At 57.0% G+C, this 19,170-nt stretch carries 20 protein-coding genes and 1 tRNA gene; 1 reads left to right on the top strand and 20 read right to left on the bottom strand.

The annotated features are described in order from the left end of the window. Nucleotides 1–464: 464 nt before the first annotated feature. From eno to KHA84_RS12320, 10 genes are all read right to left on the bottom strand, one after another. Nucleotides 465–1,760 (bottom strand): phosphopyruvate hydratase, encoded by a 1,296-nt coding sequence (gene eno, locus KHA84_RS12275; protein WP_213423818.1) that lies wholly within the window; start codon nucleotides 1,758–1,760, stop codon nucleotides 465–467. Between the two features lie 20 nt (nucleotides 1,761–1,780). Further along, nucleotides 1,781–3,313: a 2,3-bisphosphoglycerate-independent phosphoglycerate mutase gene (gene gpmI / locus KHA84_RS12280; RefSeq protein WP_213423819.1), complete on the bottom strand. Its 1,533-nt coding sequence runs from the start codon at nucleotides 3,311–3,313 to the stop codon at nucleotides 1,781–1,783. Next, the gene (gene tpiA / locus KHA84_RS12285) at nucleotides 3,306–4,067 is read right to left on the bottom strand and encodes a triose-phosphate isomerase (protein WP_213423820.1); all 762 of its coding nucleotides are present in this window, start codon (nucleotides 4,065–4,067) and stop codon (nucleotides 3,306–3,308) included. Before tpiA ends, gpmI begins: the two co-directional genes overlap by 8 nt. 26 nt (nucleotides 4,068–4,093) lie before the next feature. Beyond that, the gene (locus KHA84_RS12290) at nucleotides 4,094–5,278 is read right to left on the bottom strand and encodes a phosphoglycerate kinase (protein WP_236823275.1); all 1,185 of its coding nucleotides are present in this window, start codon (nucleotides 5,276–5,278) and stop codon (nucleotides 4,094–4,096) included. A 92-nt stretch (nucleotides 5,279–5,370) separates the two neighbouring features. Beyond that, entirely contained in the window at nucleotides 5,371–6,378 is a 1,008-nt protein-coding gene (gene gap / locus KHA84_RS12295) for a type I glyceraldehyde-3-phosphate dehydrogenase (protein WP_213423821.1), read from the bottom strand. Between the two features lie 34 nt (nucleotides 6,379–6,412). Beyond that, the gene (locus tag KHA84_RS12300) at nucleotides 6,413–7,459 is read right to left on the bottom strand and encodes a sugar-binding transcriptional regulator (RefSeq protein ID WP_213423822.1); all 1,047 of its coding nucleotides are present in this window, start codon (nucleotides 7,457–7,459) and stop codon (nucleotides 6,413–6,415) included. 123 nt (nucleotides 7,460–7,582) lie between these two features. Further along, a complete protein-coding gene (locus KHA84_RS12305) occupies nucleotides 7,583–7,813 on the bottom strand; it encodes a glutaredoxin family protein (RefSeq protein ID WP_213423823.1) in 231 nt (76 codons plus the stop codon). 25 nt (nucleotides 7,814–7,838) lie between these two features. Further along, nucleotides 7,839–8,651, bottom strand: a complete 813-nt coding sequence (locus tag KHA84_RS12310) for a TPM domain-containing protein (protein WP_213423824.1) — start codon at nucleotides 8,649–8,651, stop codon at nucleotides 7,839–7,841. Continuing rightward, nucleotides 8,651–9,229, bottom strand: coding sequence for a LemA family protein (locus KHA84_RS12315; RefSeq protein WP_213423825.1), 579 nt, complete (start codon nucleotides 9,227–9,229; stop codon nucleotides 8,651–8,653). The genes KHA84_RS12310 and KHA84_RS12315 overlap by 1 nt, the downstream gene beginning before the upstream one ends. Before the next feature lie 210 nt (nucleotides 9,230–9,439). Next, a tRNA-Arg gene (locus KHA84_RS12320) sits at nucleotides 9,440–9,511 on the bottom strand. A 199-nt stretch (nucleotides 9,512–9,710) separates the two neighbouring features. Between KHA84_RS12320 and clpP the strand changes: the two genes are divergently transcribed. Then, nucleotides 9,711–10,322, top strand: a complete 612-nt coding sequence (gene clpP / locus KHA84_RS12325) for an ATP-dependent Clp endopeptidase proteolytic subunit ClpP (protein WP_213423826.1) — start codon at nucleotides 9,711–9,713, stop codon at nucleotides 10,320–10,322. Nucleotides 10,323–10,387: 65 nt separating this feature from the next. Here the strand turns inward: clpP and KHA84_RS12330 are convergent, their stop codons facing one another. From KHA84_RS12330 to KHA84_RS12375, 10 genes are all read right to left on the bottom strand, one after another. Then, nucleotides 10,388–10,651, bottom strand: a complete 264-nt coding sequence (locus tag KHA84_RS12330; RefSeq protein WP_008300287.1) for an HPr family phosphocarrier protein — start codon at nucleotides 10,649–10,651, stop codon at nucleotides 10,388–10,390. Between the two features lie 80 nt (nucleotides 10,652–10,731). After that, on the bottom strand, nucleotides 10,732–11,679 hold the full coding sequence (gene whiA, locus KHA84_RS12335; protein ID WP_213423827.1) for a DNA-binding protein WhiA: 948 nt from the start codon (nucleotides 11,677–11,679) through the stop codon (nucleotides 10,732–10,734). A 34-nt stretch (nucleotides 11,680–11,713) separates the two neighbouring features. Next, a complete protein-coding gene (locus KHA84_RS12340; RefSeq protein ID WP_213423828.1) occupies nucleotides 11,714–12,694 on the bottom strand; it encodes a gluconeogenesis factor YvcK family protein in 981 nt (326 codons plus the stop codon). Between the two features lie 4 nt (nucleotides 12,695–12,698). Then, the gene (gene rapZ, locus KHA84_RS12345; protein WP_213423829.1) at nucleotides 12,699–13,592 is read right to left on the bottom strand and encodes an RNase adapter RapZ; all 894 of its coding nucleotides are present in this window, start codon (nucleotides 13,590–13,592) and stop codon (nucleotides 12,699–12,701) included. Further along, nucleotides 13,589–14,071, bottom strand: a complete 483-nt coding sequence (locus KHA84_RS12350) for an NUDIX hydrolase (RefSeq protein WP_213423830.1) — start codon at nucleotides 14,069–14,071, stop codon at nucleotides 13,589–13,591. The genes rapZ and KHA84_RS12350 overlap by 4 nt, the downstream gene beginning before the upstream one ends. A gap of 209 nt (nucleotides 14,072–14,280) precedes the next feature. After that, nucleotides 14,281–15,231: a thioredoxin-disulfide reductase gene (gene trxB / locus KHA84_RS12355; RefSeq protein WP_213423831.1), complete on the bottom strand. Its 951-nt coding sequence runs from the start codon at nucleotides 15,229–15,231 to the stop codon at nucleotides 14,281–14,283. Between the two features lie 77 nt (nucleotides 15,232–15,308). Then, the gene (locus KHA84_RS12360; protein ID WP_213423832.1) at nucleotides 15,309–16,826 is read right to left on the bottom strand and encodes a tetratricopeptide repeat protein; all 1,518 of its coding nucleotides are present in this window, start codon (nucleotides 16,824–16,826) and stop codon (nucleotides 15,309–15,311) included. A 186-nt stretch (nucleotides 16,827–17,012) separates the two neighbouring features. Next, nucleotides 17,013–17,540 carry an acyltransferase gene (locus KHA84_RS12365; RefSeq protein ID WP_213423833.1) on the bottom strand — a complete coding sequence of 176 codons (528 nt, stop codon included), beginning with the start codon at nucleotides 17,538–17,540 and terminating at the stop codon, nucleotides 17,013–17,015. Then, nucleotides 17,537–18,196: a pyrophosphatase PpaX gene (gene ppaX, locus KHA84_RS12370; protein ID WP_213423834.1), complete on the bottom strand. Its 660-nt coding sequence runs from the start codon at nucleotides 18,194–18,196 to the stop codon at nucleotides 17,537–17,539. Before ppaX ends, KHA84_RS12365 begins: the two co-directional genes overlap by 4 nt. Further along, nucleotides 18,186–19,133, bottom strand: a complete 948-nt coding sequence (locus KHA84_RS12375) for a nucleoside recognition domain-containing protein (protein WP_213423835.1) — start codon at nucleotides 19,131–19,133, stop codon at nucleotides 18,186–18,188. The genes ppaX and KHA84_RS12375 overlap by 11 nt, the downstream gene beginning before the upstream one ends. Between the last annotated feature and the right edge of the window lie 37 nt (nucleotides 19,134–19,170).

A 19,170-nucleotide genomic window follows, 5' to 3' on the forward strand; every position in this document is an offset into this window, starting at 1 on the left:
CGCCATGTGGCAAGTCCGTGCGCCATGTGGCAAGTCCGTGCGCCATGTGGCAAGTCCGTGCGCCATGTGGCAAGTCCGTGCGCCATGTGGCAAGTCCGTGGGCCATGTGGCAAGTTCGTGGGCCATGTGGCAAGTCCGTGTGCCATGTGGCAAGTCCGTGTGCCATGTGGCAAGTCCGGGTGCCATGTGGCAAGTTCGTGCGCCATGTGGCAAGTTCGTGCGCCATGTGGCAAGTTCGTGGGCCATGCGGCAAGTCCGTGCGCCATGTGGCAAGTTCGGGTGCCATGTGGCAAGTGGGCATGCCATATTGCAAGTCGTCAAGCCATGTAGCAACTCGTCAACCTTTGTTGCAAGCTGGAGCCCCTTATTGCAAGTCGGCACGCCTTATTGCACCCCGGATCCCCGGGTTCCCGTTTTTATCCCATCCATAGAAAAAGGACCGGCATACAAGCCGGTCCTTTCGATTACTTCTTCAGGTTGTAGAATGCGTTGTTGCCCGGGTACTGCGCAGTTGCCGCCAGCTGGTCTTCGATGCGGAGAAGCTGGTTGTACTTGGCGACACGGTCGGTACGTGATGGCGCACCGGTCTTGATCTGGCCTGCATTGACCGCGACTGCGATGTCGGCGATCGTCACATCTTCCGACTCGCCGGAGCGGTGGGAGATGACAGCCGTATAGCCCGCGCGCTTCGCCATTTCGATTGCGTCAAATGTTTCGGTCAGCGTGCCGATCTGGTTGACCTTAACGAGGATCGAGTTGCCGACGCCTTCTTCGATGCCGCGAGACAGCTTTTTCGTGTTGGTGACGAACAGGTCGTCGCCGACAAGCTGGACTTTGCTTCCGATGCGCTCGGTCAGCATGCGGTGTCCGTCCCAGTCGTTTTCGTCCAGGCCGTCCTCGATCGAGACGATCGGATACTTGTTGCACAGTTCCTCGTACCAGGAAACCATTTCTTCGGAAGTGCGAGAGATGCCTTCGCCCGACAGGTTGTACTTGCCGGATTCCTTGTCATAGAACTCGGAAGAAGCCACATCCATCGCAAGAACGAGGTCTTCACCAGGTTTGTAGCCCGCTTTTTCGATCGCTTCCATGATGGTGGAAAGCGCCTCTTCGTTGGAACCGAGGTTCGGGGCAAATCCGCCCTCGTCGCCGACTGCCGTGTTCAGGCCCTTTTCCTTCAGAACCGCTTTCAGGGAGTGGAACACTTCCGTGCCCATGCGGAGTGCCTGCCGGAACGATTCCGCTCCGACCGGCATGACCATGAATTCCTGGATGTCGACGTTGTTGTCTGCGTGCTCGCCGCCGTTCAGGATGTTCATCATCGGAACCGGCAGTTGCTTGGCGTTGACTCCGCCGAGGTACTGGTAAAGCGGCAGGTCAAGGTAATCCGCTGCCGCGTGCGCGACCGCGATGGATACGCCCAGAATCGCATTGGCGCCTAGCTTGCCTTTGTTTTCTGTTCCGTCCAGCTCGATGAGCGCCTGATCGATCGATACCTGATCAAGTACCGAGTACATGCCTGACAGTTCATCTGCGATCACACCATTGACATTGTCGACGGCTTTCAGAACACCTTTGCCGAGGTAACGGGACTTGTCCCCGTCACGCAGTTCTACCGCTTCGTATTCGCCGGTCGACGCGCCCGATGGCACGATGGCGCGGCCATAGGCGCCGCTGTCCGTGAAGACTTCCACTTCCACTGTCGGATTCCCTCGGGAATCGAGTACTTCACGTGCTTGAATATGGCTGATGATTGGCATTACATTGACACTCCCTCTGATTAGAATAGTGGTTTGCCTGTCATATCTTCCGGCTGTTCGACACCGAGAAGCTTGAGCATGGTCGGTGCCAGGTCGGCAAGAATGCCTTCCCGCAGTTCAAGTCCCTTTTCCGTCACGATGACCGGAACCGGGTTTGTCGTATGCGCAGTCATCGGACGGCCGTCGATCGTGACGACTTCGTCAGCATTCCCGTGGTCCGCAGTGATAATGGCCGCCCCGCCTTTTGCGAGGATGGCATCGACGACCCGGCCGAGACATTCATCAACGGCTTCAATCGCCTTGACCGTCGGCTCCAGCATGCCGCTGTGTCCGACCATGTCGGGATTGGCGAAATTCAGGAAAATGGCATCCGTCTCGTCCCGTTCAATCACGCCGACAAGTGCTTCCGTCACTTCATAGGCGCTCATCTCCGGCTTCAGGTCATACGTCGCGACCTTCGGAGAGTCGATGAGGATCCGCTGCTCGCCCGGAAAGACCTCTTCCCTGCCGCCGCTCATGAAGAACGTGACGTGCGGATACTTTTCCGTCTCCGCAATCCGGAGCTGACGGAGTCCCGCCTCGGAAATCACTTCACCCGCAGTCTTTCTCAGGTTCACGTTCGGATAAACGACCCGTGCCTGTCCTTCGAAATCCTCGCTGTACTGCGTAAACGTCACATAGGTGAGTTCCGCCGGACGGCGATAGGTTGTGCCAAACCCGCTGAAGTCATCAGAAACAAACGCGGATGTCAGCTGGATCGCACGGTCCGGACGGAAGTTGAAGAAGATGATCGAATCGCCATCATTGACCGTGGCGACCGGCTTCCCGTCTTCACCGGAAACAACGAACGGGATGACGAACTCATCCGTCTCCCCCCGGCCGTAGGCGGCTTCGACGCCTTCCGCGGCAGAGCGTGCCATGGCGCCCGTGCCTTCCGTGATGGCATCGTAGGCGAGCTTGACCCGGTCCCAGCGCCGGTCACGGTCCATTGCATAGTAGCGTCCGCTGACCGAAGCGAATTGGCCGACGCCAGCTGCTTTCAGATGCCGTTCGGTCTCCTCGATGTAGCCGAGGGCCGTTTTCGGCCCGACGTCCCGGCCGTCCAGGAAGGCGTGCAGATAGACGCGCTCCAGACCGTGCTGTTCCGCCAGGTCAATGAGGGCGTGCAAGTGGCTGACATGGCTGTGGACGCCGCCATCCGAAAGGAGCCCCATGATATGAAGGGACCGCCCCGGCTGCTTGGCGTTCCGGACAGCGGAAAGGAGCATTTCATTCTCGAAGAAATCGCCTTCCCGGATCGATTTGTTGATGCGGGTCAGGCTCTGGTAGACAATCCGGCCTGCGCCGATGTTCAGGTGGCCGACTTCGGAATTGCCCATCTGGCCTTCCGGAAGGCCGACCGCCTCTCCGCTCGCCGTGAGCGTCGTCGTCGGATAGTCTGCATGGTAGCGGTCGAAATTCGGCTTGTCCGCCTGCGCGACGGCGTTGCCGGCCGACTCGTTCCTCAGGCCGAAGCCATCAAGGATGATCAGCGCGACAGGGCGTTTATTCATGGCCCGCCGCCTCCGCCAGCGCGATGAACGACTCCGGCTCCAGGCTGGCGCCTCCGACCAAAGCGCCATCGATATCCGGTTGCGCAAGAAGTTCCGCAATATTATCCGGCTTCACACTGCCGCCATACTGGATCCGGATCTGCTCGGCTGTTTCTCGCCCGTACAGCTCCGCAAGCGTACTCCGGATTTCGGCACATGCCTCATTCGCCATATCGGAAGTCGCGGTCTTCCCTGTCCCGATCGCCCAAATCGGTTCATAGGCGATCACTGCCCCAGCTGCCTCTTCCGCGCTGACACCTTCCAGCGCAGCGCGCACCTGTCCGGAAATTTTCTCGGCGGTCTTATTGCCTTCGCGCTCTTCCAGCGACTCGCCGACACAGACAATCGGAACGAGTCCGTGGACAAATGCGGACTTTACCTTCCGGTTGACCGACTCGTCGGTTTCGTTAAAGTATTCGCGGCGCTCTGAGTGTCCAATGATGACGTACTTGACGCCCAGGTCTGCCAGCATCACCGGGCTGATCTCTCCGGTAAAGGCTCCTTTTTCTTCCTCGTGCATCGTTTGCGCACCCACTGCGGGCATCCCGTCACCGGCACGTTCCGCGAGATTAGCCAGGAAAAGCGCCGGTGCGCATACTACCGTATCCGCCCGGCCGGCATCCGGGAGCTTTCCTTTGACCGAGTCAAAGAACGATTCCGCTTCACCGAGGGTTTTGTGCATTTTCCAGTTGCCTGCAATGATCGGTTTTCGCATATCCGTTCCCTCCAATTTTTAGCCGTTTACTTGTCGTCCAGGGCAGACACGCCCGGAAGCTCTTTTCCTTCCATGAACTCGAGGGAAGCTCCGCCGCCCGTGGACACATGGTCCATCCGGTCTGCCAAACCAAACTTTTCGACTGCAGCCGCAGAGTCTCCGCCGCCGATGATGGTATAGCCTTCCGTTTCAGCAACCGCCTGTGCGACTGTCTTGGTGCCTTCCGCAAAAGCATCCATTTCGAATACGCCCATCGGCCCGTTCCAAAGGATGGTTTTTGATTGGCGGATGACATCTGCATACTCGGCCGCTGTCTCAGGTCCGATATCCAGCCCCATCCAGCCTTCAGGAATCGAATCGGTTCGGACGATTTTGGTCTCCGCATCCGCCTTGAATTCGGAAGCCACCACCGCGTCAGTCGGAATATGCAGCTTCACGCCCTTTTCCTCGGCTTTATGGATAAACGACTTGGCCAGGTCGATTTTATCTTCCTCGACAAGCGAGTTTCCGACATCATGGCCCTGTGCCTTTGTAAAGGTGTAGGAAAGACCGCCGCCGAGAAGCAGATGATCGACCTTGTCCAGGAGGTGATCGATGACACCGATTTTATCCTTGACTTTGGCACCCCCGATGATGGCGGTGAACGGACGCTCCGGTTCCGCCAGCGCCTTGCCTAGAACGTCCAGTTCCTTCTCCATCAGCAGGCCGGAAGCCGCAGGAAGATGTTCCGCGATGCCCGCCGTCGACGCATGCGCACGGTGGGCGGCGCCGAACGCGTCATTCACATACACATCCGCAAGCTCGGCAAATTGCTTCGCCAGTTCCGGGTCGTTCTTTTCTTCCCCTTCATGGAATCGGACGTTCTCAAGCAGGACGACATCGCCGTCCTGCATGGATGCCACTGCTTCCTTCACAGTGTCACCCGTCGATTCCGGCAGGATCCGGACATCTTTACCGAGCAGCTCGGACAGGCGCTTGCCGGCAGGAGCAAGGCGCATGTCTTCGTTGACCTGGCCTTTCGGCCGTCCGAGGTGGCTGGCGAGAATAACTTTTGCACCCGAATCGGCCAACTTCTCAATTGTCGGCAACGCCGCGCGGATCCGGGTGTCGTCCGTGATATGGCCGCCGTCGAGCGGCACGTTGAAGTCGACACGGACAAACACACGCTTGCCGGCGACGTCGAGATCATTGATGGATTTTTTTCGGATCATGAAAACCCCTCCATTTTTTCCGTATGTAAAAAGGAACGGGGCGTCCGTTCCAGGCCCCATTCCATTATAGTGGTTTCTTTATGGGAAGGCTATCAGATTCCTGCCTTCGACATGTGGATCATCAGATCGATACAGCGGGCGGAATAGCCGCTCTCATTGTCATACCAGCTAATGACTTTGACCATATCGTCGCCGATCGCCATCGTCGACAGCGCATCAACAGTGGACGATGCCGGCACGCCGTTGTAGTCCTTGGAGACGAGCGGCAGATCGGATACAAACAGGAGGCCCTTGAGGTCGCCCTCCGCCGCTTCCTTCATCGCCGCGTTGACATCTTCCGGAGTCGCCGTCTTTTCAAGTTGCGCTGTGAAGTCGACGAGGGAGACGTTCGGTGTCGGTACCCGGACCGCCATGCCGTCCAGCTTGCCCTTCAGTTCCGGAAGCACTTTGGTGACGGCGGTCGCGGCGCCTGTTGTTGTCGGAATCATCGATTCCGCTGCGGCACGCGCCCGGCGGTAGTCGCTGTGCGGAAGGTCGAGGATCCGTTGGTCGTTTGTGTACGAATGGACGGTTGTCATCAGGCCCTTTTTCACGCCGAACGTATCATTGAGCACTTTAACGACCGGTGCCAGGCAGTTCGTCGTGCAGGATGCATTCGAGACGATCTGGTCCGTTTCCGGATTGTAGTCATTTTCGTTGATGCCCATGACGAGGGTCTTGATGTCACCCTTGCCCGGTGCGGAAAGGAGCACGCGCTTCGCGCCCGCCTCCAGGTGCTTGCCGGCCGATTCGCGGTCGCGGAAAACGCCCGTCGATTCAAGGACGACGTCGACTCCCAGGTCACCCCACGGAAGAGCCGCAGGATCCTTTTCAGCAAATACGCGGATTTTCTTGCCCGCCACGATCAGGTGCTGCTCGTCACTGTCCACTTCCGCGTCGAAGATACCGTGCACGGAATCATATTTCAGAAGGTGGGCGAGCATCGCCGCATCGGTCAGATCGTTGACCGCCACAATTTCAAGTTCCGGGTTGTCCCAAGCCTGACGGAAGACAACGCGTCCAATCCGACCAAATCCGTTGATTGCCACTTTCAATGCCATATCTGAATCCCTCCGGTTTTTTATCATTCATTCGTCAGTTTCTTTCCTCAGCCTCCCCGCCGGACAGGCGGAGAATTTCTCTTGCGGCCCCTTCATCGGTCACAAGGACCGTCTGTGCCGGGGCCTGCTTCATATAAGCGAGTATCGGTCCCGCTTTTTCCTGCCCGCCTGCCACTGCAAGCGGATGAGGGATGCGGTCAATCTGGCTCCTGCTGAGCCCGATCGTGCAGAGGCGGTCAATCACCGAACCGTCCCGGCCAAGATAATATCCGAACGCTTCTGCTGCCGCGCCTTCAGCAGCCAGTTTCCCCATGGTCCCATCATCGGCACCTCGGCGCCGTGCCAGTTCGAGCGCATCCCCGATGCCATGGACGATACAGTCCGTCCGGTCATACAGGTCCAGCGCTTCCTTCACCGACGGCTCTTCCAGAAGCGGTCCGACCGATGTTTCTGCAAGCGCTTCGGGCAGATGGAGCGGCGTCCACCCGCCTCCTGTTGCAGCTGCAAGCATGGCCGCAATCATATTGGCCTGTGACTTCACATCACCGCTTGTGCCGCCGCGGGCCGCGATAAAGCGCATTCCTGCGGGCAGTCCGGCAGTCGCTGCCTCGTCGGCAACCGCCGCGACAGTGCTTCCGCCGGTGACGGCCACCACAGACCCTTCTTTGAGGACGCCGGCCATATGGCCGCATGCGGCCCTCGCCATCCTGCGTTTTGTAAGGTCATGGTCATTCCCGCCGGGAACGACCATCACTTTCTGTATACCCAATTTCAGGCATAGTTCAGTCCCCATTTCTTCAAGTCCTGTCCATTGCCAAATCACCGGTTGCAGCGCATCCAGCACAGCTTTTCCTTCGGGCGTCAGTTTCATGCCCGAAGTCTCCGCTGTAATCAGCCCCTGTTTCCGAAAAAGATCGCATACCGCGCGGACTTCCCGTTCACTGAGACCTTCCCGGCCGACCAGCGAACGCCTGCCGACGGGTCCTTCCTGCCGGATGGCATTCAGGATACCGCAGCGCACGGATAGCATCTCCGGCATTTCGGGGAGAACACTGAGCAATGACTGCGTCACTGCATCCATGGACATCCTCCTCACTTCGGGACACTTTACGTCCCAGTGATATAAATTATGTCCCACTTCGTATTTATTGTATTCCACGGATCGGCCAGTTGCAAACTTTTTACCCAAAATAAAAAGGAAGCGCTACAGGAGCGCTTCCATCACATCACCATAGCCGATGTTCCCATAGAGCAGGATTTCGCCGTCCTTCTCCAAGACGGGGATCATCAGCATATATTTCTCATGCAGCCGGTCATCCTGCCCGATGTCGATCACTTCGATATCGAGCGGGATGTCTTCCGCTGCCAGTCTCAGATTCAGCAACGCCTCTTCACAGAGCGGGCAGTCGTTGCCGACAAACAGTGTGATATTCATGAGGTCATCCTTCTTTCCTGTCAGGTTACCAGCCTCGGCCTGCTCCGCCTCCGCCGCCGGAGCCGCCACCGCCGCCGCCGAACCCGCCACCTCCGAATCCACCTCCGAATCCGCCTCCGCCGCCGAAGGAGCCCGGGATGAAGATGACCGGTCCGCCCCTGCGGCGTCTGCCGCCGGGACCGCCGCCACCTCCCCGTCCTCCGCCGCCAAAGAACATGTTGATGAGGACGTAGATGATGATGATGGCGACGATCGGGTTGATACCGCCACCGCCGCCGCTCCCGGAATCGGAATTAGGCGCCGGCTGCTCGACGGTGCCGTCCCAGTTGTACTCTTTGGCCACTTCGTTGTGGAGAACGCGGTACACGTTCATGATGGCGGTTGCCGGCTGCTCGTTGGCGAGGTAAGGGACTCCATACTCGTCGAGGATCCTTCCCACCTTCCCGTCCGGAAGGGCACCCTCAAGGCCATACCCGACTGACACTTCGAAAGCACGTTTGCCTGAGGAGTCAGGGACAGTCGAGACAAGCAGCAAAACGCCGTTGTCCTCTTCTGCCGCACCGAGCCCGTACTCTCGCAGCGCTTCGAGAGCGTACATCTCGGGTATTTCCACCGCGAACGGGACGGTCAGTACGGCAATTTGCGCGCCTGTTCCCCGGTCAAGCGCCGAGGCCATAGAGACAATCTGTGATCGCTGATCAGCTGTCAGGATGCCGGCGTGGTCCTGCACATAGATATTGTCGCCGATCGGTTCCGGTACGTCCGGCTCCGCCGCCAGAGCAGGCGCTCCGGTAAACAGAAGCAGGACGAACAAAAGGGTCCTGCCGAGCTGCTTCATCAGTTACCGTACTCCCCGAAATCGACTTTCGGCACTTCACGGGCGGCCTCCGACGCTTCGAAATACTCTTTTTGGTCGAATCCGAAAATGCCGGCGACGAGATTGCCCGGGAAGCTCCGGACATTCCTGTTAAACTGGGTGGCCGCCTCATTATAGTCCATCCTTGCGACAGCAAGACGGTTTTCCGTACCGGCCAGTTCGTCCATGAGCTGGCGGAAGTTTTCGTTCGCCTTAAGGTCCGGATAATTTTCTGCGATGACGAGAAGCCGGCTGAGCGCACCGGTCAGTTCTTCGTTGGCATTGGCTTGTTCTTCGGGCGAACCTGCCCCTGCCAGACGCGAGCGTGCGTCCGCGATGTCCGTAAACACTTCTTCTTCATGCTTGGCATAGCCTTTCGCTGTCTCCACGAGGTTCGGAATCAGATCCATCCGACGCTGCAGCTGGTTTTCGATCTGGCTGTACGCCTGGTTCACATCTTCCTCCAGATTCACGAAAGAATTGTACTTCGGCACCAGCATGATGGCCAGTACGACCAAGATTCCCACTATAATCAACAGTGGGCCCATCATTTTTCTCATTCGCTTCAGTCCCCTCTCTTACCTGCATATCTAACCCTACCTTACCCTAACCCGTTTCCCCTTGAAACAACGGCCGGTTCGTTATTCTCTACGGACAAAAGAAGGAAAAGATTCAGGAGATGTGGAATCAAGCTTAGGGAACAACAGGCAGACACAGATTTCCGGTACAACGAAAAAACGCACCACCTATTAAGGTGATGCGTCTGTCAGCGCCCTCGGCAGGAATCGAACCCACATCTTAAGAACCGGAATCTTACGTGCTATCCGTTGCACCACGAGGGCAGAACATTCATAGTCTCCTTACCGGACGACATTTTTTATTATACAAGTATGTTATCCGGGATGCAAGCCCCTTTTTCATTTTTGGTTAAGCGTCCCATTTGACCTTCATTGACCAAATAGCTTATGATAATTTCAAGGGCTGGAGGGTATAGTGTTCCAGTGCAGGTATTTACTCATCCACTAAAAGGAGGACGAACAGATGAATCTCATCCCTACAGTAATCGAACAGACGAACCGCGGTGAGCGGGCATACGACATTTACTCGCGGCTCCTGAAAGACCGCATCATCATGCTCGGCTCGGGCATTGACGATAACGTGGCAAACTCAATTGTCGCGCAGCTTCTCTTCCTTGAAGCTGAAGATCCGGACAAGGACATCTCAATCTACATCAACAGCCCGGGAGGCAGCATCACGGCCGGAATGGCGATCTTCGATACGATGCAGTTCATCAAGCCGGACGTGCAGACAATCTGCATCGGCATGGCTGCATCGATGGGCGCCTTCCTTCTTGCGGCAGGCACGAAGGGCAAGCGCTATGCTCTCCCGAACGCGGAAGTGATGATCCACCAGCCGCTCGGCGGCGCACAGGGCCAGGCGACGGAAATCGAGATTGCGGCAAAACGCATTCTCTTCCTCCGCGAGAAGCTTAACACGATTCTCGCAGAGCGCACCGGCCAGCCGCTTGAAGTGCTTGAGCGCGACACAGAGCGCGACAACTTCATGACAGCCGAGCGCGCGAAGGAATATGGCCTCATCGACCACATCATCGAACGGAACGAACTTCCGGACAAGAAAAAAGAAGACAAGTAAAAAATTAAAAGACCCGGCATCCCGCCGGGTCTTTTGATTTTGCCGATTTTAAAAACGGCCGCTGCCTACTTGGCCGCTTCATCTTCAATGATCGCAGCAAGAGCTGTTACGGCGTCTTCCTCATCGTGGCCGTCCGCGCTCAGCGTCACTTCGACCCCTCTTGCGATCGCCAGGCTCATGATGCCCATGATGCTCTTGGCATTCACCTTGCGCGCACCCTTTTCAAGGTAGATGTCCGAGGAGAAACGGTTCGCTTCCTGGACGAACAGCGCCGCCTGCCTGGCCTGCAGGCCGGATTTCAGTTTCACCTCTAGTGTCCGTTCGGTCATGGCCGACTTCCTCCTTTGCAACCGGTTGCTTGTCTATTCCTTTATCGTATCGGAGAAGCCCGAAAAGGACAAGGACAAACTTACTTCAGCGAGACTCCGCCTTTGCGCAGCTTTTCCGCGATCTCGTCAATCTTGCGCAGGCGATGGTTGACGCCCGACTTGCTGATCGGCGCGCCCGATACCATCTCTCCGAGTTCTTTCAGCGTGATATCCTGGTACTCGACACGGAGCCGGGCAATTTCCTGCAGACGGTCCGGCAGTCCTTCGATGCCGATCATCCGGTCGATGTACTGGATATTTTCCACCTGGCGCATGGCGGCGCCGATCGTCTTGTTCAGGTTTGCCGTCTCGCAGTTGACGAGCCGGTTGACGCTATTGCGCATGTCCCTCACGATGCGGACGTCCTCGAACTTGAACAGCGCCGAGTGGGCGCCGATCAGGCTGAGGAAGTCGGAAATTTTCTCTGCTTCCTTCAGGTACGCGATAAAGCCTTTTTTGCGCTCGATTGATTTTGCATTGAGGCCGTAGGCATTCATCAGCTCGACCAGTGCCTCGCTGTGCTCCTGGTAGAGAGAGAAAATCTCCAGGTGGTAGGATGAAGTTTCCGGGTTATTGACCGAACCGCCCGCGAGGAAAGCGCCGCGCAGGTAGGAACGCCTGCAGCAGTCGTCCTTGACGATATCCTCCGAAACGCCTTCGTCAAAACCGATCCCTTCTCCTGTAATCTTCAGATCTTCAAGCATCGTCTTCGCGCCTTCACGGATCCTGCATATATAGACATTGTTTTTCTTTAGGCGCATTTTCTTCCGGACGAGCAGCTCCACTTTGTACGGGTAGAGTTTCCGCATGTTCGAGTACATTCTGCGGGCGATCGCCGCGTTCTCCGTCTGCACATCGAGGCTCATCTGACGGTTGGAAAACGACAGCACACCGTTCATCTTGATGAATGCGGACAGTTCGGCACGTGTGCAGCACTCGTCCATCTCCACCTGAGTCAGTTCTTTTTTCGTTTCCGATGCGAATGACACCGGCTTCCTCTCCTTTCACGAACGGCCATCCTGTTCAGACGGCCGCCCCGTCCGGGCTGTCCAGGTAGCTGCAGATCAGCTTTGCGACCTTGCCCGCATCGTGCCGGACATGCCCTGCGACGATGGTCGCAATATCTGCCAGAATGACATGAGCCGCCAGTTCTTCAAGACGTTCCACATCACCCGGGACCGGAACGGACTGGTTCTGGCGGTATTCTTCCGCCACGGCATCCAGGCCGGTGCCGTCGTTGACGACGACGCCGTCAAGGAACCTGCCGCCCAGATGGTCGTACATTACACGGACATGGTCCGATGCGCTGAACGACGACGTCTCACCCGGCTGCGTCATGATGTTGCATATGTAGAGCCTGCGCGCATTGGACCTGAGTACGGCATCCCCGATGCCGGGTACGAGCAGGTTCGGCAAAATGCTGGTATACAGGCTGCCGGGCCCAACAACAATCATGTCGGCCTTGCGGATTGCGCGGACCGCATCTTCCAGCGGCTCGACCTCGTCCGGAAGCAGGAACACCCGCCGGATCCGGTGTCCGTAGACCGGAATTTTCGATTCGCCGTTGATGATCGAGCCGTCTTCCAGCTCCGCTCCGAGGGTGATGATCTGATTCGCGGCAGGAAGCACACGGCCTTTGATGTTGAGGATCCTGCTCATTTCAGCCACCGCGTTCGAAAAATCACCGGTGATGTTCGTCATTGCAGCGAGCATCAGGTTTCCGAGCGAGTGGCCGCCGAGACCCTCGGAAGAAGAAAAGCGGTACTGGAACATTTCCAGTACGAGCGGCTCCACATCGGAAAGCGCCGCGATGACGTTCCTCACGTCACCCGGCGGCGGAATCATGTAATCTTTGCGGATTTTCCCCGAGCTGCCCCCGTCATCCGCGACGGTCACAATGGCAGTCAGGTCGACATCATACTGTTTCAGGCCGCGCAGGATCGTGGACAGGCCGGTCCCCCCGCCAATCGCCACAATGCGCTTTTTCCCCTTTTTTCCGGGCATGGGATCAGCCCTTTCTGTGTTTGATATCCCGATGGGTCACTGACGTTTTGTACTCGCCGCTCAGCTTCTCCGCGAAATACTCAGCTAGAGAGACGGAGCGGTGCTGGCCGCCCGTGCAGCCAAAAGCAATAACAAGCTGTGCCTTGCCTTCTTCCTTGTATCTCGGGATGAGGAAGCGGAAGAGATCTTCCAGCCTCGTGATCAGTTCTTTTGTGTCGTTCTGCTTCATGACGTAATCATAGACTTCGGACTGTAGGCCGGTCAGAGGCTTCAACTCCTCGATATAATACGGATTTGGCAAAAACCTCACGTCAAGCGCAATATCCGCATCAATCGGGATGCCGTGCTTATAACCGAACGACATGACATTGACCGTGAACGCGCCTTTTTCCGTACCCGAAAAGCTTTCTACAATCTTTTCCCTGAGTTCGCGGGGGCGCAGATAGGAAGTGTTGAACATGTAGCGCGCCCTGCCCTTGAGTTCGGATAGCATCTCCCGCTCTTTGCGGATGCCGTCGCTGACCAGCCCGCCGTGTGACAGCGGGTGCTTGCGGCGGGTTTCCTTGTATCGCTTGACGAGCGTGCTGTCGTCGGCGTCGAGGAACAGCACCTGAAGGTCGAATCCATCCGCCGCTTCGATCTGGTCAAGCGTTCCGATCAGCGAATCAAAGTATTCCCTGCCCCGCATGTCCATGACGGCAGCCACCCGCTTCTGATTCCGGTCCGAATCAGCGAGCAGCTTCAGGAACGTCAAAAGCAGCTCGGGCGGAAGATTATCGATGCAGTAGTAGCCGAGGTCCTCGAAACTCTGCATGGCGACCGTTTTGCCGGCTCCCGACATCCCGGTGATGACGACCAGTTCCATGTTGCCGCTGTTTTCTTTCGTCTGCTTTGTCATGGTCCCATCCTTTCTGCCGACTGCTGGAGGTCCGCCCCAAGCAGCCTGAATTCTTCCGTATAGGTGAACGTGCCGTACTGGGTGCCCGGGCTTCCGGCTGCGAACTTCAAGTTCATCCGGTCTCCTTCAGCCATCGGCAAAGTATCCAGTTCGCCGACCTCATGCCATTCAAGTTTGCCCTCACGATTTTCCTCAAACGGCACCCCTTTGAGGCTGCGTGCCGTGAATGTATAAAGCATCCATTCATCGAGCGTCCGGGAGTTTTCTTCATCCCGGATCACCATCGTATAGACCCCTTTCAGGTGCGGTTCGACCGGTGTCGCACCGGTCTCTTCCGTAAACTCCCGGAAAGCGGCCGAATAAACGGACTCTCCCGCTTCCATTTTTCCGCCCGGCGCGACATACCAGCCGCGGCGGGGCTTCTTCAACAACAGGACTTTTCCGTCCTGTACAACCAACAGATTGGCGATCCGCTGCATCGGTCTCCCACCTTCCCGGAAAACATTCTACCCTTTATTATACTATGCATCCGAAGGGGGATACAAAAGGAATGAAAAAAAGGACGGCAGCCGGGAGTGCCGGTGCCGTCAAAAAGGTGTTGCTATCATAAAGGGGGGTCAATTTACACTTATAACTATACACACTATTTATTGCAACGCTGTTACAGCGCGGTTAAGAACGTGTTAAATCAGACTTCTGTGCTGATTTTTTCCTTTAGTTCCTCAACATACTTCTGCGCGGTTTCCGCGGCGATGCTTCCGTCCCCTGTCGCCGTGACGACCTGACGCAGCGTTTTCGCCCGAACGTCCCCAGCGGCGAAGATGCCTGGAATCGTGGTCTTCATGTGTTCGTCCGTCGGGATATAGCCGTTCTCGTCGGTGATGCCGAGCGTTTTGAACGGAGCGGTAAGCGGAACCATGCCGATGTAGATGAACACGCCGTCCGCTTGAAATTCGCGCTCGCTTCCGTCTTTTGTCGAAACGAGCGTGACGCTGCCGACTTTGCCGTCCTGGTCGTTGATTGACTTGACCGTGTGGCTCCAGATAAAGTCGATCTTCGGATTCGCAAAAGCACGGTCCTGCAGGATCTTCTGTGCACGAAGCTCATCGCGGCGGTGGACGATGGTCACCTTGTCTGCGAATCGTGTCAGGAAGTTGCCTTCTTCGACGGCGGAGTCGCCGCCGCCGACCACAACGAGGTCCTTGTTTTTGAAGAACGCACCGTCACAGACAGCACAGTAGCTGACACCGCGGCCGCCCAGCTCCGATTCGCCCGGAATGCCCATTTTTTTGTATTCCGCGCCTGTGCCGATGATGATCGAGCGGGCCTTATATTCCTTGCCGCCCGCGACAATCGTCTTGTACGCTTCACCGTCACGGACTTCGGATACGTCGCCGTATGCATACTCGGCGCCGAACTTCTTCGCGTGTTCGAACATTTTATTGGAGAGGTCCGGACCGAGGATGCTGTCGAATCCCGGATAGTTCTCGATGTCTTCAGTGTTGGCCATCTGGCCTCCGGGAATGCCTCGCTCCAGCATGAGCGTGGACATATTGGCGCGGCTTGTGTATACCGCAGCCGTCATCCCGGCAGGTCCGGCACCGATGATGATGACATCATAAATTTTATCTTCAGCCATGAAAAGTTCCTCCTTAAATGTGAACGCCTATCTGCCCCCATGCTATTCCATTTGCAGACAGGGCTCAACATTTTTGCTTAGCTGCGCGGGAACGGCAGGAAGCGGAACAGTTCGTTGACATACTTCGTGAGTGTCTTCACCGAAATGCCGTAAGCTTCCGCAATTTCTTTTTTCGTCGTGCCCGCATGCCGGGAAGAACGGTACATGTACTCCGCCGACGCTGCAATGGCACGCGGATTTCGGAAGGCATAGCTTTCTTCAATGGCGCGGCTGCACATGAGGAACCACATCTCGAGAATCGGCATTTCCTCTTCGACAAGAGGTTCATAGCGGCTGTATAGCATATCAGTCGCTTCGAACACACGATTATAAAGGAGTTCCCCGCGGTCCCTGCCCGGGAGCCGGTGGCCGAGACCATGCGCGAGGAACAGCTTTTCGGTAGTCGACATGTTCTCGACATCCGGCCATTCGGGATGGGTCAGGATGTCTTCGCGGCGCATCGATTTGCCGGTCAGGAAAAGGCCGAGAAGCCGCAGTCCCTCTTCCCCGCTGTTCAGCTTGCCGATGATGAACTTCGGATCGTTTTCGGGCGTATCGGGAATCCGGGCACGCAGCCAAGGTTCCTTGCCTACCTTGGACGGATCCATCGAGACGAGCACCGCCCACGCATCTTGGGCAACCTTATCTTCTCCAATCATCGCCGCAGCATGCGCCAGCCAAAAGTAAAAGCCCGGATCGCCTTCGAAGCCGATCCGCTGAAGTCCGCGCAGCCAACCGTACGCCTCCTGATGGCGGCCGACCAATGCGAGCGTCGCCCCAAGCTTGTAGCGGTGGTCGACGAGCATCGGGTGAATCTTCAGCAAGATGGATACCGTCCTGTTGAGCGCTTCCGCATCCTGCTTGTAAAAGTGGAACACTGCAAAATTGCAAAGGGCGTGAAGATTTCCGTTGTCTCCCCGGAGCACCTGATTCAGGAGCGCCTCGGCCTGCTCGGTCTCACCGATATAGAAATAGGCAAGCGCCAGGTTATTGTAGGCTGCCCAGAAATCGGGGTGTTCCTCGATCGCCGACTCAAGCAGGCTGACGGCTTCACGGAATTCACCGGATTCCATCAGGCGGCGCCCGCGATCGAGAATGTAGTCAAGACGCCCGTCTCCCTCGGCGTCATCCGGCAGTCCGTACAGCTCATGCTCCGAGAATTCGATAATGTCCATCGCCTCGTCTCGATACAGCCCTTCCGGCGCGAGTTTGAGGTAACGCTGCGCATATCGGATCGCATCCCGGAGATAGCCGAGATTCGCATGCACTTCGGATAGGTAGAACAGGGTGTCCGGATCTTCCGCGCCCGAATCATGGGCGGTCATCAGGAGGTCGCGGGCATGCTCAAAACGGCCCATGTCAATTTCCAGAATGGCGTACTGCAGGAGGATGTCAGCATCCTCCGGGCTTAGGTCCGCCGCCCTGCTGAGAAACTTGTGGGCCTTCTCCACCTCGTCGCGCTTCAGCGCACCGAGTGCTTTTTTATAGTAAAATTCACCATTCGGAATGAAATTGATGACTTTCTTATGATTTCCCTGTTGAGAGTGATTGTTCAATAAAGATTCCTCCGGATTATGGAAGCGGCAAAGCCGCGTAATGGTCAGAATGGTCAATGGTTTCAGCTTCCCATTATATCACAGACATGTGAGCCGGTCGCCGGTAATGGATGGATGCGATGCTGAAGGGGGCCGTTCCGGAGGCGGTGTGGGACGGGTTGAGACGTTGACATACTGAACCCCCCGTCATTTCTGACGGGGGGTTCTCTTCCGTGCCTTCAGTTCTTCCGCGGTGTAGATGATGCGTACCGGGTTTCCCCCGGCGAGGCTGCCGGGCGGAATGTCGCGGTTGACGAGTGAGGCCGCTGAGACGGTGGCGCCGTCCCCAATCTCCACGCCCGGCAGGATCGTCGTATTGGCTCCGATCATCACATTGTCGCCGATGACAACATCGCCGAGCCGGTATTCGTCGGTCAGGTATTCGTGCGCGAGAATCGTCGTGTTAAACCCGATGATCGAATTACGGCCGATGCGGATGCGCTCCGGAAACATCGTGTCCGGGACGACCATCAGGGCGAGCGCCGACTTTTCCCCGATGTTCATGCCGAGAAACGTTTGGTAAAGCCAACGCTTCACGGACAGGAACGGGGTATACCGCCCAATCTGGATGACGATGAAATTCTTGGCAACCTTGAAGAATGAGACCGTCCGGTACATGTGCCAGAGCGGATTCGTCCCTTTGACCGGCGCAGGATGGCGGTCGGTCCGCCTCATTCCGCCCGGACCTTCCCATCCGCAATCTCCAGCAGATCCTCGATTGCATCCAGCATATAGTCCGGCTTGAGGGATTCCATGAACTCCCTTCCCTTCGCGCTCCAGGCAACGCCTGCCGTAAGTGTGCCGGCATTGCGGCCGCCTTCGATGTCATGAGAGTTATCGCCAACCATCAGTGTTGTCGCCGGGTCGGCGCCAAGCGCGTCCATCGCTTTCTGAAGCGGTTCCGGATGGGGTTTCGCGTGAGTGACGTCGTCCAATCCGATCACAACGTCGAAGATACCGTCCGCATCCATGAGGCCGAGGCCCCTGTGAATGGTTTTGTTCCTCTTGGTGGAGACGATTGCCATCTTGAGGCCGCGCTCCTTCAGCTTCTTGAGGACGTCAGACACGCCCGGGAACTCCGTCGTCAGTCTGTCATGGTTTTCCAGGTTCCAGTTCACGTACTCTTCCATCATCTGCTCGACATTCTCAGGCGCAAGCGCCTCGAACGTCTCACGCAGCGGAGGCCCCATGAACGGTAGGCAGTCCTCGCGTGAATAGCGGCCCGGGAAATGCTTGCCGAGCACCGCCATGAAGGTTTCGATAATCAGATCGTTCGTATCAAACAGAGTCCCATCAAAGTCAAACAGGATGGTTTCGATTTTATTGGCCATGCGGCAGCACGACTCCCTTCCCTTTGGATAGTTCTGCCCGCTTCCATGCCCAAGCAACCGCCATCGTCAGCGCAAACGCGGTCACCACACGGATCAGCAGGAGCGGCCAGACCGGAATACCGAGCGGAACGAAGATCAGTGTGTCTTCGATGACCGCGTGGCAGCTGACGAGGAAGATAAGGACGAGTGTCGCGTCCTTTTTGCTGACGCCGTCCTCTTCCACAGCCTGGATCATGACGCCCGCTCCCATTGCCAGTCCCGCGACAAGTCCGGTGGCCAGTGTCATGCCGGCGTTTGGCTGGACGCCGATCAGCTTCGTAAGCGGTCCGAGCTTGGCGGAGAGCCTCTGCATCCAGCCTCCGTCTTTCAGGAACTGGATGGCGACCATGAGCGGAATCACAATCACCGCAAGCTGCAGGACTCCGAATCCTGCTTTTTCAAATCCGAGCAGGGCAATGGCTCCCCAGGTTTCAGGTGCCGCTTCCGGTGCCGGCGCCATCCCGTACTGCGCAATTTCAGATCCGCCCTTCCAGAACAGGTTGATCAGAATGGCGGAAACCGATGCAAGTCCGAGGCGCACGACCAGGATGACCCAGAGCTTGACCCCGACGCGCATCGCGACGCCCGATTCGATAAACAGGTTATGCGAGAACGACAGCATGACGGCCAGGATGAATACTTCCTTCACCGTCAGTTCCAGCGACAGGATGCCGGCGATGCCGGCATACAGATTCAGTGCATTGCCGAGGACGAGCGGAATCGCCGCCTCCCCGCGAAGTCCGAACAGTCCCATGAGCGGTGCAACAAGATCAATGATCCACGGCAGGACGGGCGTGTGCTGCAGGATGACGACCAGCAGTGTGATCGGGAAAATGATCTTACCGAGCGTCCACGTCGTATTCAGCCCTGCCTGGATTCCTATGCGTAGAGTAGACATGTTTCAGTTCGACATCCTTTTCCTATCGTTCCGGCCC

This window comes from Bhargavaea massiliensis, from assembly GCF_018390575.1.
Taxonomy (GTDB): domain Bacteria; phylum Bacillota; class Bacilli; order Bacillales_A; family Planococcaceae; genus Bhargavaea; species Bhargavaea massiliensis.

Coding starts and splice junctions, on each gene's coding strand:
- eno (WP_213423818.1), bottom strand. CDS start 1,760: ATGCCAATCATCAGCCATATTCAAGCACGTGAAGTACTCGATTCCCGA.
- gpmI (WP_213423819.1), bottom strand. CDS start 3,313: ATGAATAAACGCCCTGTCGCGCTGATCATCCTTGATGGCTTCGGCCTG.
- tpiA (WP_213423820.1), bottom strand. CDS start 4,067: ATGCGAAAACCGATCATTGCAGGCAACTGGAAAATGCACAAAACCCTC.
- KHA84_RS12290 (WP_236823275.1), bottom strand. CDS start 5,278: ATGATCCGAAAAAAATCCATCAATGATCTCGACGTCGCCGGCAAGCGT.
- gap (WP_213423821.1), bottom strand. CDS start 6,378: ATGGCATTGAAAGTGGCAATCAACGGATTTGGTCGGATTGGACGCGTT.
- KHA84_RS12300 (WP_213423822.1), bottom strand. CDS start 7,459: ATGGATGCAGTGACGCAGTCATTGCTCAGTGTTCTCCCCGAAATGCCG.
- KHA84_RS12305 (WP_213423823.1), bottom strand. CDS start 7,813: ATGAATATCACACTGTTTGTCGGCAACGACTGCCCGCTCTGTGAAGAG.
- KHA84_RS12310 (WP_213423824.1), bottom strand. CDS start 8,651: ATGAAGCAGCTCGGCAGGACCCTTTTGTTCGTCCTGCTTCTGTTTACC.
- KHA84_RS12315 (WP_213423825.1), bottom strand. CDS start 9,229: ATGAGAAAAATGATGGGCCCACTGTTGATTATAGTGGGAATCTTGGTC.
- clpP (WP_213423826.1), top strand. CDS start 9,711: ATGAATCTCATCCCTACAGTAATCGAACAGACGAACCGCGGTGAGCGG.
- KHA84_RS12330 (WP_008300287.1), bottom strand. CDS start 10,651: ATGACCGAACGGACACTAGAGGTGAAACTGAAATCCGGCCTGCAGGCC.
- KHA84_RS12340 (WP_213423828.1), bottom strand. CDS start 12,694: ATGCCCGGAAAAAAGGGGAAAAAGCGCATTGTGGCGATTGGCGGGGGG.
- rapZ (WP_213423829.1), bottom strand. CDS start 13,592: ATGACAAAGCAGACGAAAGAAAACAGCGGCAACATGGAACTGGTCGTC.
- KHA84_RS12350 (WP_213423830.1), bottom strand. CDS start 14,071: ATGCAGCGGATCGCCAATCTGTTGGTTGTACAGGACGGAAAAGTCCTG.
- trxB (WP_213423831.1), bottom strand. CDS start 15,231: ATGGCTGAAGATAAAATTTATGATGTCATCATCATCGGTGCCGGACCT.
- KHA84_RS12365 (WP_213423833.1), bottom strand. CDS start 17,540: ATGAGGCGGACCGACCGCCATCCTGCGCCGGTCAAAGGGACGAATCCG.
- ppaX (WP_213423834.1), bottom strand. CDS start 18,196: ATGGCCAATAAAATCGAAACCATCCTGTTTGACTTTGATGGGACTCTG.
- KHA84_RS12375 (WP_213423835.1), bottom strand. CDS start 19,133: ATGTCTACTCTACGCATAGGAATCCAGGCAGGGCTGAATACGACGTGG.